This is a genomic window from Methylobacterium soli (assembly GCF_008806385.1).
Lineage (GTDB): Bacteria > Pseudomonadota > Alphaproteobacteria > Rhizobiales > Beijerinckiaceae > Methylobacterium > Methylobacterium soli.
The window spans coordinates 59,149-74,098 of sequence record NZ_VZZK01000029.1; the positions used below are offsets into that span (position 1 = coordinate 59,149).

Consider the following 14,950-nt stretch of genomic DNA (forward strand, 5'->3'; position numbering starts at 1 on the left):
GCGTCAGGCGCGGGGCGCGTCGTCGGGTGCCCGCAGGCGGTAGCCGACGCCGGTCTCGGTGAGGAGGAGGCGGGGCCGCTCGGGATCGGCCTCGAGCTTCTGGCGGAGCTGGCGCATGTAGACCCGCAGGTATTGCGGGTCCGAGGAGGTCGAGACCGCGCTCATCAGCTGGGCGTGCGTGAGCACCTTGCCGGCATGCTGCACCATCACCCGCAGGAAATCGTACTCGCGCGGCGTCAGCTTCACCTCGGTCCCGTTCAGCCGCACGATGCGCCGCACCAGGTCGACGCTGAGGCCCTCGACCTGGAACAGGGCGCGCTCGCCCTGCACCGCGAGCTGGTGGCGTAGCGCCGTGCGGATCCGGGCCAGGAGCTCGCCCATCCCGAAGGGCTTTGTGACGTAGTCGTCGGCGCCGAGATCGAGGGCCTCGACCTTGCCGCTCTCGTCGTCGCGGCTCGACAGCACCACGACGGGCAGGTCGGGATGCCCCTCGCGGATGAGGCGCAGGAGATCGTGCCCGCGCATGTCCGGCAGGCCGAGATCGAGGATCACGAGGTCGACCGCCACTTGGGCCAGCGCCTCGCGGGCGATCCGGGCGTTCGGGGCCTCGACGACGCCGTATCCTTGCGTCGCCAGCCCCACCCGCAGGAGCTTGCGGATGGGGGGCTCGTCGTCGATGACGAGGATCTGCAGGCTCATGCGACGGCGTCCCGGGCGGGGTTGCGCGATCCGGGCGGGATCGGCAGGGTCAGGGTGAAGACGGCGCCGGCCCGGTCGCGCCGGTTGGCGGCCGTGATCCGGCCGCCCATCGCCTCGATGAAGCCCCGCGCGATGGCGAGCCCGAGGCCCGTGCCGGCGCGGACGCGGTCGCCCTTGCGGACCCGGTAGAACTTGTCGAACACCCGCTCGACATCCGCCTCCGGAAGGCCCTCGCCCTCGTCGAGGACCTGCAGGTGAAGCTCCGCGCCGGCCCGCCGGACCTGCACCCGCACGGTCGAGTCGTCAGGCGCATATTTGGCGGCGTTGTCGAGGAGGTTGACCAGGACCTGCTCGAACAGGACCGGGTCGAGGCGCAGGGCCGGAAGATCGGCCGGGACATCGATCTCGACGCGGTGCCCGGCCAGGACTGCCTCGGTGCGGCGCAACGCCGTGTCGATGGTCTCGCCGACATCCTGGGGCGCGAGGTTCGGCGCCACGGCGCCGGCCTCGAGGCGGGTCATGTCGAGGAGGTTGGCGATGAAGCGGTTCAGCCGCTCGGATTCCGCGATGATCGTGGCGAGCAGGTCGGCCTTCGCGGCGGCCGGGAGGGCGTCGTCGAGGTCGCGCAGGGTGCTGGCGGCCCCCAGCACCGAGGCGAGCGGCGTGCGCAGGTCGTGGCTGATCGAGGTGAGCAGGGCCTGGCGCAGGCGGTCGGTCTCGGCGGCCCGCTCGGCCCGGTCGAGATCCTCGACGAGGCGCACCCGCTCGATGGCGAGCGCCCCCTGGTCGGTGAGCGCGTCGAGGAGCCGGCGGCTCTCCGGCGTCAGGATCGGGCCGGTGCCGTCGGCATCGAGGCCGATCACCCCGATCGTGCCGCGCCCCGTGCGCATCGGCAGGAACAGGCGCCGGGCCCCGGGCAGCGTGTCGGCGCCGCGCCCGGTCGGCCGGTCGTTGCGGAAGGCCCATTGGGCCGCGGCGAGGTCGGCCGCGTCGAGGCGGTCCTCGGGCGGGTATCCGGCCCGGACCACGACGCCGGCATCTTCCGGCAGCAGCAGGACGACGCGGACCCGCAGCATTGCGGCGACCTGGGCGGAGGTCGCCCAGAGCACGTCGTCGAGGGTGCCGCAGCTCGCGAGCTTGCGGCTGAAGCCGTAGAGCCGCTCCGTCGCCCGGGCATGGGCCTGGCTGATCACCGCCGTCCTGCGCGACTGGGCGGCGAGGTTCGACACCAGCACGGCCACGAGCGTGAAGAGCAGGAACGCCGCCACGTTCGTCGGATCGGCGATGGTGAAGGTGTAGACCGGCGGCAGGAAGAAGAAATTGTAGGAGAGCGAGGCGGCCACGACGGCGGCGAGCGAGGGGCCGAGGCCGAGACGCACGGCGACCGCCACCACGGCGGTGAGGAGGAAGAGATCCGCGTTCTCGACGCCGAGGACGGGCTGGAGCGCGAGGGCGAGGCCGAGGCCGAGCGCCGTCGCCGCGAGAGCGAGGCCGTAGCCGCGGAGGTCGAGACCCGGCCGGCCCGGCGCGGTGGCGACCGTCCTGCGCCGCGCCTCATCCGCCGGCACCGCTTCGCCCGGAATCACGTGGATGCTGATCGGGCCGCTCCGGCGCAGAAGGGCGTGGACGAGGGAGCCGTTGACGAGTTCGAAGGCCCAGGAGCGCGTCGCCTTGCCGACCACGATGTGGCTGACATTGGCGGAACGCGCATAGGCCAGGATGTCGTCGGCCGGATGCCGGCCGCCCGGCAGCGTGACGGCATCGCCCCCAAGCCGGTCGGCGAGGCGCAGGGCGTCGGCGATCCGGTCGCGCGCGGCCTCGCTGAGGGCGGCCGCGCGGGCGCCCTCCACGGTGAGCGCCGTCCAGGGGGCGTGCAGGCGGTCGGCGAGGCGCTTGGCGTAGCGCACCAGCCCGGCCGAGCGTGGATCCTCGCTGACGCAGACGAGGACCCGCTCGCCCGCCCCCCAGGGGCCCGCGATGGCATGCGCCCGCATGTGGCTGAGGAGCTCGTCGTCGACCCGGTCGGCGGTGCGCCGCAGGGCGAGCTCGCGCAGGGCGGTCAGATTGCCGCGCGAGAAGTAATGCGTCAGCGCCCGCTCGGCATGGCCCGGAAGGTAGACCTTGCCGTCCTTCAGGCGCTGGATCAGGTCGTCGGGGTTGAGGTCGACCACCTCGATGTCGTCGGCGCGGTCGAGGATCCCGTCCGGCACCGTCTCGCGCACCCGGATGCGGGTAATCTGCGCCACGATGTCGTTGAGGCTCTCGACATGCTGGATGTTGAGGGTGGTGTGCACGTCGATCCCGGCATCGAGCAGATCCTCGACGTCCTGGTAGCGCTTCGGGTGGCGCGAGCCCGGGGCGTTGGTGTGGGCGAGCTCGTCCACCAGGGCGAGGGCCGGCCTGCGCGCCAGCAGCGCGTCGAGGTCCATCTCCTCGAGCGGCGTGCCGTGATGGGACACGCGCCGGCGCGGCAGCACCTCCAGCCCCTCGATCAGCGCCTCGGTCTCCGCCCGGCCATGGGTCTCCACCACCCCCACCACCACGTCGGTCCCGGCCTTGCGGCGCGCCCGGCCGATGGTGAGCATCTCGAAGGTCTTGCCCACCCCCGGGGCCGCCCCGAGGAAGACCTTGAGCCGGCCGCGCGTCGGCGCCGCCCGGCGCGCCGCGTCGAGCAGGGCGTCGGGCGAGGGTCGGTTCAGGTCTCGGCCGGTTTCGGACATGCCGGATCCTAGCCGAAGCTGCTACTTCCGGGCGAGATCGCCAAGCGCGAGGTTGAGCGCCAGCACGTTGACCCGCGGCTCGCCGAGGAGGCCGAGGGTCCGGCCCTCGATATGGGCGCTCACGAGGGCGCGAATCCGGTCCTCCGGCAGGTTCCGGGCCCTGGCGATGCGCGGGACCTGGAACAGGGCGGCCTCGGGCGAGATGTCCGGGTCGAGGCCGGAGCCGCTCGTCGTGACGAGGTCGACGGGCACCGGCTGCCCGGGATTCTCGGCCCTCAGGGCGTCGAGATCCCCCTTGACGCGTTCGGCGAGCGCGGCGCTCGTGGGCCCGAGATTGGAGCCGCCGGAATTCGCCGCGTTGTCGGGCGCCGGCACGGTCTTGGCGGAATCGGAGGGGTCCGGCGCCGTGGTGGCCGAGGGCCGGCCGTGGAAATCGCCGGCGCCGGTGAAGCTCTGCCCGATCAGGCGGGAGCCGACGATCCGGCCGTCGCGCTCGATCAGGCTGCCGGCGGCCTCCGCCGGGAAGACCCATCCCGCGATGCCGGTCATCGCGAGGGGATAGGCGAGCCCGGTGATCGCCGTGAGGGCGACGAGCAGGACGAGGGCGGGGCGAAGCTCTGTCAGCATGGGGGTGATCTCCTTGGGGATCAGGCGAGGTGCAGGGCGGTGACGGCGAGGTCGATGGCCTTGATGCCGAGGAAGGGCACCAGGATGCCGCCGAGGCCGTAGATCAGGAGGTTGCGCCGCAGCAGCGCGGCGGCGCCGACCGCCCGGTAGGACACCCCGCGCAGCGCCAGCGGGATCAGCGCGACGATCACGAGGGCGTTGAAGATGATGGCCGAGAGGATCGCGCTCTGGGGCGAGGCGAGGCCCATGACGTTGAGCGCCTGGAGCTGCGGATAGAGCCCGAGGAACATCGCCGGGATGATGGCGAAGTACTTCGCCACGTCGTTGGCGATCGAGAAGGTCGTGAGCGCCCCGCGCGTCATCAGGAGCTGCTTGCCGATGCCCACGATCTCGATGAGCTTCGTCGGATCGGAATCGAGGTCGACCATGTTGCCGGCCTCGCGCGCCGCCACCGTGCCGGTGTTCATGGCGACGCCGACATCGGCCTGGGCGAGCGCGGGGGCGTCGTTGGTGCCGTCGCCGCACATGGCGACGAGCTTGCCCTCCGCCTGCTCGCGCCGGATCAGCGCCAGCTTGTCCTCGGGGGTGGCCTGGGCGAGGAAATCGTCGACGCCCGCTTCCGCCGCGATGGCGGCCGCCGTCATGGGGTTGTCGCCCGTGATCATGACCGTGCGGATGCCCATGCGGCGCAGCTCCGCGAAGCGCTCCCGGATGCCGCCCTTCACGATGTCCTTCAGGCAGACCACGCCGAGCAGCCGCCCGTCGCGGGCGACCGCCAGCGGCGTGCCGCCGGCCTTGGCGATCTCCTCCGCGATGGAGCGGATCTCGCCCACGGTCTCGCTCTCGGCGGCCGGGTGGTAGGCGAGCGCCGCGCTGGAGCCGCGGCTCGCCATCGGCTGTCCGGAGACGGAGGCGATGACCGCGTCGACCGCGCCCTTGCGGATGTGGGAACCGTCGAGGTCCACGCCCGACATCCGCGACTGCGCCGTGAAGGGCACGAAGGTGGCGTTGAGCCCGGCCATGTCCCGGGCGCGGAGCCCGTACTTGTCCTTGGCCAGCACCACGATGGAGCGGCCTTCCGGCGTCTCGTCGGCGAGCGAGGCGAGCTGGGCGGCATCCGCGAGATCCTGCTCGGTGACGCCGCGCACGGGCCGGAACGCCGTGGCCTGCCGGTTGCCGAGCGTGATCGTGCCGGTCTTGTCGAGGAGCAGCGTGTCGACGTCGCCCGCCGCCTCCACGGCCCGGCCCGACATGGCCAGCACGTTGAAGCGCACCAGCCGGTCCATGCCGGCGATGCCGATGGCCGAGAGCAGCGCCCCGATCGTGGTCGGGATCAGGGTCACGAACAGGGCCACGAGGACGACGAGCGGGATCGCGCCGCCCGCGTAGCGCGCGAAGCTCGGGATCGAGGCCACCGCGAACACGAACACGATGGTGAGGCCTGCGAGCAGGATGTTGAGAGCGATCTCGTTCGGGGTCTTCTGGCGCGCCGCGCCCTCCACGAGGGCGATCATGCGGTCGACGAAGGTCGAGCCCGCCGCCGACGTGATCCGCACCCGGATCTCGTCGGACAGGACCTGCGTGCCCCCCGTCACCGCCGAGCGGTCGCCGCCCGATTCCCGGATCACGGGGGCGGATTCGCCCGTGATGGCCGCCTCGTTGACCGAGGCCACCCCGGCGATCACCTCGCCGTCGGAGGGGATGAGGTCGCCCGCCTCGACCAGCACCACGTCGCCGACCGTCAAGAGGGTGCCCGGGACCGTCTCGTAGTCGCGCCCGGATCCCGTGAGGCGCTTGGCCATGGTCTCGGTGCGGGCGCGCCGCAGGCTGTCGGCCTGGGCCTTGCCGCGCCCCTCCGCCAGCGCCTCGGCGACGTTGGCAAAGAGCAGCGTGAACCAGAGCCAGAGGATGATCTGGCCCGAGAAGAACAGGCCCGGCGCGCCCGTGGCGAGGTCGCGCAGGAAGAGGATCGTGGTGAGGAGCGCCACCACCTCGACCACGAACATGACCGGATTCCGGATCATGACGCGCGGATCGAGCTTGCGCAGGGCGGCGAGGAGGGCCGGCCCGACGAGGGCGGCGTTGAACAGGGAGGAGGCGGGACGGGACATGGTCGGGTGTCCGAGCAGGAGTGATGAGGCCCGGCAGGCCGGGCCGGGGTTCGAGGCCGGGATGCGTGAGCGTGAGGCTCAGGGCGCGACGGCCCGGGCCATCAGGGCGGCCGCCGCCATCAGGGCGAGCCCGCCGATGAGAGCGACGGCGAGGAGCGCCAGGATCAGGTCGGAGAGCCGGGCCGGCGCGACGGCGCCCTTCGCGCCGACGGGACGCGATGGCGGGGCGCGGCGGATCAGGCGCGGGATGCGGCGCGGCGGGAGGACGTGGCGCACGGCTCAGCCCCCCGTCGCGAAGGTCTGGCCGGCGGCGCCCGCGAGGTGCTCGACCACGGGCCCGAGCGCCAGCGCGGGGAAGAAAGTCAAGCCGCCGACGATCAGGATGACGCCCACCAGCATCCCGACGAACAGGCCGCCATGGGTCGGCAAGGTCCCGGCCGAGGCCGGCACAGTCCGCTTGGCCGCGAGCGAGCCCGCGATCGCGAGCGCCGGGATGATCACGAAGAACCGCCCCACCAGCATCCCGAAGGCGAGGGTCGTGTTGTAGAAGAGCGTGTTGCCGCTGAGCCCGCCGAAGGCCGAGCCGTTATTGGCGGCAGCCGAGGTGAAGGCGTAGAGGATCTCCGAGAAGCCGTGCGGGCCCGCATTGGCGGGTCCGGCGAGGCCCGCGGCCAGGATTGTGGCGAGCGCGGTGAAGCCCAGCATCATCAGGGGCAGGCACAGGATGGCGAGCATGGCCATCTTGACCTCCCGCGCCTCGATCTTCTTGCCGAGATATTCGGGGGTGCGCCCGACCATCAGGCCGGCCACGAAGATCGCCACGATGACGAAGACCAGCATCCCGTAGAGGCCCGCCCCGACGCCGCCCACGATGATCTCGCCGAGTTGCATGTTGATCATCGGGATCAGGCCGCCGAGCGCCGTGAAGGAATCGTGCATCGCGTTCACGGCGCCGCACGAGGCCGCCGTCGTCACCACGGCGAACAAAGCGGAGGCGACGATCCCGAAGCGGACCTCCTTGCCCTCGAGGTTGCCGCCCGCGAGGCCGAAGCCGTTCAGGACGGGGCTGCCGGCGGCCTCGCTCCCGTAGGTGACGGCGACGCCGGCCAGGAACAGGATGCCCATGGCGGCCAGGATCGCCCAGCCCTGGCGCTCGTCGCCGACCATGCGGCCGAAGACGTTGGTCAGGGCGGCGCCGAGCGCGAAGATCGAAACGATCTGGACGAAGTTCGACAGCGCCGTCGGGTTCTCGAACGGGTGGGCCGCGTTGGCGTTGAAGAACCCGCCCCCGTTGGTGCCCAGCATCTTGATGGCGACCTGGCTCGCCACCGGCCCGACCGCGATGGTCTGCCGCGCGCCCTCCAGCGTCGTCGCGTCAACATAGGGCCCGAGGGTCTGCGGCACGCCCTGCGCGACCAGGAACAGCGTGTAGACGATGCAGAGCGGCAGCAGCACGTAGAGGGTGCAGCGGGTGAGATCGACCCAGAACGAGCCCACCGTCCGGGCCGAGGCCCGCGAGAACCCGCGGATCAGCGCGAGGGCGAGCGCGATGCCGGTCGCGGCCGACAGGAAGTTCTGGTGCGTCAGCCCCAGCATCTGAGCCAGGTAGGAGAGCGTGCTCTCGCCGCCGTAATTCTGCCAGTTGGTGTTCGTGACGAAGCTCGCCGCGGTGTTGAAGGCGAGATCGGGCGCCACGGCCGCCTGGCCGGCCGGGTTCAGCGGCAGCCAGTCCTGCAGGCGCAGGATCGCGTAGAGGATGAGGAAGCCGAGCGCGTGGAAGCCCAGCATGGCGAGGCCGTAGCCGAGCCAGCTCTGCTCGTGGCGCGCGTCGATGCCGGCGGCGCGGTAGAGCCCGCGCTCGACGGGGCCGAGCACGGGCGAGAGAATGGTGCGATCGCCCGAGAAGACGCGCGTCATGTACCCGCCGAGCGGCTTCACGAGCGCCAGCACGACCGCGCAGAACAGCGCGATCTGGATCCAGCCGTTGAGAGTCATGGGATTGGTCCGTCCGGGCCGCTCAGAACCGCTCGGGGCGGACGAGGGCGTAGGTGAGATAGCCGAGGAGCCCCAGGGTCACGAGGGCGCCGAGCGCGAGGTCGAGGGTCATGGCGGGAGCCTCCCTCAGAGCCGGTCGCAGAGGGCGACGTAGCCGGCCGCGGCCGCGAAGAAGGCGAGGCCGGCGGCGATGAAGACGATGTCGAGCATGGTGCGTCCAGATCCGATCCCGGCCCTGGCGCGGACATCCGGCTGGCCGGGGCCGCCGGGTCCGCCACTGGGCCGAGACGGGATCATCGCCCGGATGCGCGTGAGGATTCGAGACGGAGGGACCCGCGATCGTATCAGGGACGCATGAGGATCCGGGCTGCCGCGCCCCGGATCGCCAGCCGCAAGGGCACGCCGCCGGCGGGGGCGCTCCGGGACTCCACGCCGGCGTCCGGGCTCAGGCGATCCTGCTCAGGCGATCCTGCTCAGCCGATCTTGCCGCCGCCCCGGCGCGTGAGCGCGACGACCGACGGACGCGGCGGCAGGTTGGGCTGGAAATCGGGCCAGCGCGTCGCGGGCCGCTCGAAGCGCGCGGGCGCGGAATCGTCCTCGGACTCGCCCGGATGCTGCACGGCCACGAAGAAGGTCTCGTCGTCCGGCGTGAAGCACGGGCCGCACATCTCGGCGCCGACGGGAACCCGGAAGAAGTGCCGGGCGGTGCCGCGGCGCGGCCCCTCGGTCTCGAGGGCCCAGATCCCGTCGGTGCGCCCCGGGCGAGGATGCCGGCGGCACCCTCGTGCTTCACCCGCCCGAGCGCCGTGCGCTTCCTGGGGACCGAGGCCGGATCGAAGAGATCGGGGAGAGGGGCGACATCGCGCGGAACGGTCCGGAGGGTTCGGGAGGATGCGGCGAGGCTCGGGGACCTGCGTGTCAGGGGTGTGACACGATCCACCGGGCCGGCCGCCGCCAGCCCGGGACCGGCGCCCGCCGGACCGGCATCGCGCAATTGAGTTTTGCAAAATCCGGTCTAGCGTGGCCGTGGAACCGGTGCGACGGTGCCGCGGTCGGGCTCTTCGGACCTGGCATGGCTCCGCTGGCATTCACGTCCTGTCTCGCCGGCGGGGCCGCTCGTGCTGCGGCGTGCCGGCCGTGGCCGGTGCCGCAACTTTGGTCGTATGGCGGGAGCGATGAGAGACGGCTATCCTTTCGGCCGTCGCGTCGTCCCAGCCTGTCTGATCGAAGTGGCCGGCGGGCCTGCGGTATCCGAACCCACGACACCGCATGGCCCGCTGATCCCCTGCCCTGATCCCCTGCCCGCGGCGATCCCCTCAGCGATGGCCCTCTCCGGCCTGGGTTCGCGCCTGCCCGTTCCCAGGATGAGGCAGGCTCCCGCCCTCACCCGGCCTGACAGCCCCCGGGATGGGGACGCGCGATCCGCTCCGGGCCGCCTAATCCTCAATAAGTGTTAAGACGATTGCGAACATTGCAGCATCAAATCGCCACAAGTGGAAATGGTACACGCATTGCAACGAGACCAATGATGAGTGTTTTCGTATCAAGATGACCCGGAATCGGTCTATAGAATCGAGAGCGCGCAGGTGAGAACGCCGCAAGGGGCTAGGCAGTGACCCGTTTTAAAACATCTGAGCTTGCGAGAGACATCCGTCCGCACGAGGCTGAGGCGGATGGCAGGGACCAAGAGCCTGTGCGCCTGACGGCTGCGGCGGACGATACGCTGCGGCAGATCTCGGATGCGCTCGGCATCACCGTGGCGCTGTTCTCACCGAACGTGATCCCGCTCCGCGTGCAGGCCGGCGAGACGGTCGGGCTGCACGAGGCCACGGCGCTGGTCCAGGCCTATCTGCGGATCGAGGATGCGGCCACGCGGCAGCGCTGCCTCGCCTTCGTCCAAGCCGCGACCGCGTAAGCCACGGGCGATCCCCGGCGGCCTCCGTCAGGCGGGCCGGGCGACGGCACCCGGTTCCCCGCAGGCGTGGCAGAAGCGATCGAAGGTGCTCTTGCGCTGCTCGCAGCGCACGCACCGCTCGAAGACGCCGATGCCGCAATGCGGGCAGTAATTCGTGTTCGGATCCGCGAGGTTGAGGGACCGCTCGCAGCCGGGGCAGACCTTCTTGGCGAGGTGCGCCAGGGCCTGGTCCGTCGCGATCTCGGTCCGGCGCTCCTCGTTCGGACGCGCTTCCGCCTCCTTCTGCCGGGCCAGATAGGCCTGGAACCCGTTGATGGCGGCCCGGCCCGCGATCAGCGTGACGATGATGCCGACGCCGTACTGCACGTAGCCGCCATAGCTCGGCAGGTAGGGCACGAGCTCGACGAAGAACGCGAAGGCGGCAAAGAACCCGAAGCCCCAGATGAAGGGCCAGTTGCGGGTGTGGCGCCGCTTGAGGAGGAGCCAGCCCGCCAGGGCGAGGAGCGGCAGGGTCAGGGCGAGCCGGTAGCCGAAGACGCGCAGCTCCTGCCCGGTCTCGGCCGCCCGCAGCCTCTCGGCGGCGACGACGCGGATCTCGGTCTCGACGCGCTCCTGCGCGGCTCCGCGCTCGGACAGGTCGAGGCTCTCTCGGGCGAGCCCTTCGAGGCGCGTCTCGATGCTGCGCTCGGCCTCCTTGAGGGCATCGAGGCGCTCGGTTCGGCTCACGAGGCCCGGATCCTGGTCGACGCGCTGCGTCGCGTCCCGCGTCTTCAGCCAGTTCGAGAAGGTCTCGCGCGCCGCCGCCGAGGCGGATCGCGCCGCTTCAAGTTCGAGCTCGGCCTGCTCGACGCGGCGCTGGTTCTCCTGCCGGTCACGGCGGATCTGCCGCAAGGCCTCGGCGGTGGGTCCGGCCCGGTCGCGGTCGAGGAACTGCTCCAGGGTGTAGTGCTGCTCGACTTGCGGCAGGTCGCCGACGACCAGGGCCCCGAGGGCGGTCAGGAACCACGCGAAGGCAAGGGCGACGAGCCAGAGGGCGCGGTTGAACCAGCGCTCCGACGATCTCGATCCGACTTTCACTCCGGCCCCCTTCCGCGCCGCAGCTTCGTCCCGGGATGCCCGCTCCCCCCGTGAGCGCGTGGCGAGCCCGTTGCGGCCTGCCGCACGCAAGACGTGCGAGGCGCCCGCTTGGTGCGACCAGCGATCATTGAAGGTTCGTGGCGCGAGACGCTAGAGCATGGCGGTGCCGGCCGTCACATTCCGGGTCGGCCGGTGACGGCGCCCGGCCGCCAAAGGATCGCGACCGGAGCGCGTCAGCAGCCGCGGCAGATCGACTTCGCCGCACTGCGGCCGGCTTCCTCCACCCGCCGCATGGCCACTTCGGCATCCTGGACGGGCGCGGCGGCCGCGCGACCCGAGGCTGCCCGTGGCGACGGGCTCGCGCGCCGCCTCGGCGATGGCCCGGTAGGCCGGCGAGCCGGGGCCGGTCGGGCGATCGAGTTCGGCGAAATTCGTGGATCCGCGCGTCGCGAAGCGGGTCCGCAGGGCCGCGGCGCGGCTGAGCGCGGCGAACGGATCGACGCCGCCGGCGCGCCCCGCCGGATGCGCGCGCTCGGCCCGGTGCCGGGCCGGCTCAGCCAAGTGCCGAACCGGCTCGACCAAGTTCCGGGCCGGCTCGGCGAAGTGCCGGGCCGGTTCGGCCGGCGGCAGGCTGGCGTAGCGCGCGGTCGGAGCCGGCATCATGCGCGAGCACCCGGTCATGAGCAGCAGCGCCGGGCCGGCAATGATCAGAGCTCTCGCCACGTTGTTCCCCACCCAGCAGTCGACGCGGGTGCGCTTAAGCCATGGGGGCGATTAAGACTCGGTTCGATGCATCCCTGCGCGGCCATCCCAGTTTGGAATCGCCGGCCGGGCCTTGCGGGAGAGCGGGGCCTGAAGGAGCCGATCTCGGCCCGCATGCGGGGCGAGGGAGGATCCGGCCGCCCGCGCGCCGTCCCGCCGCTCACTCCGCCGCGGAGGCGCGGCGGGGCTCCTGGGCCTTCGGGTCCAGTACGGCGCGCTCGGTCCCCGCCTGGTCCTCGATCGCGACGGTGCCGCTCGGCTGAAGGCGGACGATCGTGTCGAACCGGCTCGCCTGCGCCTCGCTGTCGACGACCGCGACCACGCTCATCTCCGCCCGATCGTCGAACAGGACGTCGATCGCCCCGTGCAGGCCGGCGCCTTCGAGGCGCTCGATCGCCCCGTCGACGATCAGGATCTCGGGCCGGCGCACGAGGGAGCGGGCGAGATCGATGACGATGCGCTGGTAGGGCGCGAGGCTCTGGCCCTTGTTGCCCACCCGGAAATCGAGGCCGCGCAGGTTCACGTCGCTCTCGAGGCCGAACTCCTCGATGACGGCGTGGACATGCCGGTTCACCTGGGCCTCGGCATGCACCTTGGTGAGGTTGATCCGCCCGAAGAGGAGATTGTCCATGATGGAGCTGCGCCGGTTGATCGTCTCCGGGTCGTAGAGCTCGATCGCCCCCGCGGAGCCGGCATTGAGCGCCTCCTCGACCGCCTCGCGGGCCTTGACGACGCGCCCCATGATCACGGGTTCGAGCAGGCCGAGGCGCCAGCGCGGCTCGACGTAGTAGAGCGCCAGCGCCAGGAACGCCTCCGTGTCGGCATGGCGGAGGGAGCGGTGGTGCTGCACCCGGCCGAGCCTTTCCTCGAACTCGGGCAGCTCGTCGGGGGCGATAATGGAGAAGCGCCGCCACAGCGGATGCCCGACCGGCAGGTCCCGGAAGATCTCGATCAGGTTCCCGGCGATGTTGATCCCCATGGTGACGAGGTCGTCGAGGAGCCCCTGGCGCAGGAGGACGGCCCGGAGATGCGGCTCGCTGGCGAGGCTGCGGCCGACGAGGCTCGGCACCCGCGGCACGCCGAACAGCAGGTTCTCGGCGACCGAGGCCTGGACGTTGTAGACCCGCCGGTCGAACGGGATCACGAGGTCGCCGAGGCGGTTCTCGACGAGGTGGGACCGAAGCCGGTGGCGCGCCGCGATGATGCGCTGGGCGAGTTCGCTCCCGGGCTGGATGCTGCTCTGCGCCGACAGGCCGAACCGGTAGAGGTCCTCCTTCATCCCGAGCCCCGACAGGAGGGCGATGATGCGGCGGTCGAGTTCCGCCACGTTGGCGACGCCCGCGATCGCGAGGTCGATCCAATCGCCCGAGAGGCTGTCGGTCGCGGTGCCGGTCGCCATCGCCTCGAAGAGTTCCCGCTCGCCCGCGCCGGAGGCGGGGAGGCTCTCGGCCGGACGGCGGCGCAGGCCGTACACGATGTTGTCCCGGATCGAGCCGCCGAACAGGGTCGGCTCCGCGCCCGCATAGGCGATCCGCCGGGAGAGGACGGAGCGCGGCAGGGTGGCGAGGTCGTGGCCGCCGATCCGGACCGTGCCGGATTGCGGCGTGTGCAGGCCCGTGAGCAGGCGCGCGAACAGGTGCGGGACCTCGCTGCCCGGCGAGAGCACGGCGATCCGGGCCGGCAGCGGAAGGCTGAACGAGCCGACGCTCTGGGCATTGCCGCCGTGCGGGCTGCGCAGGCTCAGGGCGTCCGCCGCGAGGGGGCTGCCGAGGCGCGGCACCGCGCCCTCCACCTCGGGTTCGGCCTGACGCAGGCGCTGGGGCGCGAAATGGGCCGCGACGGTCTCGTACTTCACCTCGACGTCGAGGCGCTGCTGGTCCCAGTCGATCAGCTCCTTGAGGGGGGGCGGCAGGTCGCGATAGGCCGCGAGCACGGCCACGAGCTGGCCCACATCGAGCTCGCCGCGCAGCGCGAACACGCCGCCGACCGCGTAGAACAGGAACGGGGTGATCTGCGCCAGCATGTTGTTCAGGTACTTGACCATGAACTTGCGCTTGTAGATCTGCAGCCGCAGGCTGAAGAGGCTGTAGAGCCGGGCCCCGATCTCGGCCTGTTCCCAGCGCCCGGAATCGTTGATGCGCACGGCCTCGATCCCGTCGAGCACCTCGCCGATGCGCCCGGCGAACATCCGCGAGGCGAGCTGGCGCTCCCGATTGAGCCTGAGCAGCTCGCGGCGCAGCCGCGGGATGATGATGACCTGCAGCCCGACGATGGAGGCCGCCGCGAGGCCCAGCACCACGTTCTGCATCAGGATGAAGGCCAGGGCCGTCGTCGCCTGGGCGCCCAGGTAGGCCGGCACCACGATGGCATCGCCGATGAAGGAGCCGATGGGCTCGACCTCGTCCTTGATGATGGTGGCGGTCTCGGAGGGCTTGATCTCCCGGAGTGCCTCCGGCTTGAAGCGCAGCATCAGGGTGAAGAGCTGGAAGCGCAGCCGCCGCAGCATGCGCTCGCCGAGGGCACCCTTGGCGAGGTTGATCCAGTACTTGAACGCCCCGTTGATCAGGACGAGGAGCAGGAACAGCCCGGACAGGCCGAGCAGCAGCGTGAGGCGGTCGAGCTGGAACCCGTCGAAGGCGTGGAGCACGCCGCCGCCGAGCCAGGCCGGGCGATGGATCGTGAATTCGAGGAAGCTCGCGGTGTTCTCGCCATGGGCGAAAGCCTTGCCCATGATCGCGTCGTTGACGATGCGGCGCGGCAAGTCGAGCGAAGCGAAATAGAACGGCAGCGACGCGACAACAACGCCGCAGATCAGAAACTGATCGCGCTTCGAATGACGCCAGATATACCCGAACAACCTCGGTTCGAGTTCATTCATCGCGATGGTTCCATGCGGCGGCACGCGGCCGGCCAACTCAGTGGGCAGGGCTCCTGAATGGTCGGAGCGGCCGCGCACAGACAAATGCACGCCGCCTGTAAAATGGCAAAGCCTGACGTGCGCAACCCGAGCATATCATATAGGGTGCCGGCCGGTCGCGCGGGCT

Annotated in this window: 12 protein-coding genes and 1 pseudogene; 1 reads left to right on the plus strand and 12 read right to left on the minus strand. The window is 71.3% G+C overall.

The genetic code is table 11. The features are described from left to right. Positions 1–3: 3 nt before the first annotated feature. From F6X53_RS22985 to F6X53_RS33300, 9 genes and pseudogenes are all read right to left on the minus strand, one after another. A complete protein-coding gene (locus F6X53_RS22985; RefSeq protein WP_151002686.1) occupies positions 4–699 on the minus strand; it encodes a response regulator in 696 nt (231 codons plus the stop codon). Then, positions 696–3,419 carry a sensor histidine kinase gene (locus F6X53_RS22990; protein WP_151002687.1) on the minus strand — a complete coding sequence of 908 codons (2,724 nt, stop codon included), beginning with the start codon at positions 3,417–3,419 and terminating at the stop codon, positions 696–698. Before F6X53_RS22990 ends, F6X53_RS22985 begins: the two co-directional genes overlap by 4 nt. Before the next feature lie 21 nt (positions 3,420–3,440). Continuing rightward, positions 3,441–4,046 carry a K(+)-transporting ATPase subunit C gene (locus F6X53_RS22995; protein WP_151002688.1) on the minus strand — a complete coding sequence of 202 codons (606 nt, stop codon included), beginning with the start codon at positions 4,044–4,046 and terminating at the stop codon, positions 3,441–3,443. A 20-nt stretch (positions 4,047–4,066) separates the two neighbouring features. Beyond that, entirely contained in the window at positions 4,067–6,157 is a 2,091-nt protein-coding gene (kdpB, locus tag F6X53_RS23000) for a potassium-transporting ATPase subunit KdpB (RefSeq protein ID WP_151002689.1), read from the minus strand. Positions 6,158–6,235: 78 nt separating this feature from the next. After that, positions 6,236–6,433, minus strand: a complete 198-nt coding sequence (locus tag F6X53_RS23005; protein ID WP_151002690.1) for a hypothetical protein — start codon at positions 6,431–6,433, stop codon at positions 6,236–6,238. Positions 6,434–6,436: 3 nt separating this feature from the next. Further along, positions 6,437–8,152 carry a potassium-transporting ATPase subunit KdpA gene (gene kdpA, locus F6X53_RS23010; RefSeq protein WP_151002691.1) on the minus strand — a complete coding sequence of 572 codons (1,716 nt, stop codon included), beginning with the start codon at positions 8,150–8,152 and terminating at the stop codon, positions 6,437–6,439. 22 nt (positions 8,153–8,174) lie between these two features. After that, positions 8,175–8,264 (minus strand): K(+)-transporting ATPase subunit F, encoded by a 90-nt coding sequence (locus F6X53_RS23015; RefSeq protein WP_151002692.1) that lies wholly within the window; start codon positions 8,262–8,264, stop codon positions 8,175–8,177. 14 nt (positions 8,265–8,278) lie between these two features. Then, positions 8,279–8,449: a hypothetical protein gene (locus F6X53_RS32575; protein ID WP_191970950.1), complete on the minus strand. Its 171-nt coding sequence runs from the start codon at positions 8,447–8,449 to the stop codon at positions 8,279–8,281. Between the two features lie 176 nt (positions 8,450–8,625). After that, a pseudogene (locus F6X53_RS33300) lies at positions 8,626–8,910 on the minus strand (alkaline phosphatase PhoX); the annotation flags it as partial. Positions 8,911–9,845: 935 nt separating this feature from the next. On the opposite strand from F6X53_RS33300, the gene F6X53_RS23025 reads away from it, so the two are divergent. Beyond that, a complete protein-coding gene (locus F6X53_RS23025; protein ID WP_151002694.1) occupies positions 9,846–10,067 on the plus strand; it encodes a hypothetical protein in 222 nt (73 codons plus the stop codon). A 27-nt stretch (positions 10,068–10,094) separates the two neighbouring features. Here the strand turns inward: F6X53_RS23025 and F6X53_RS23030 are convergent, their stop codons facing one another. From F6X53_RS23030 to F6X53_RS23040, 3 genes are all read right to left on the minus strand, one after another. Continuing rightward, the gene (locus F6X53_RS23030) at positions 10,095–11,144 is read right to left on the minus strand and encodes a zinc ribbon domain-containing protein (RefSeq protein ID WP_151002695.1); all 1,050 of its coding nucleotides are present in this window, start codon (positions 11,142–11,144) and stop codon (positions 10,095–10,097) included. A gap of 150 nt (positions 11,145–11,294) precedes the next feature. Continuing rightward, positions 11,295–11,867 carry a hypothetical protein gene (locus tag F6X53_RS23035; RefSeq protein ID WP_151002696.1) on the minus strand — a complete coding sequence of 191 codons (573 nt, stop codon included), beginning with the start codon at positions 11,865–11,867 and terminating at the stop codon, positions 11,295–11,297. Positions 11,868–12,066: 199 nt separating this feature from the next. After that, entirely contained in the window at positions 12,067–14,784 is a 2,718-nt protein-coding gene (locus tag F6X53_RS23040) for an ABC transporter ATP-binding protein/permease (protein ID WP_151002697.1), read from the minus strand. Positions 14,785–14,950: the final 166 nt, after the last annotated feature.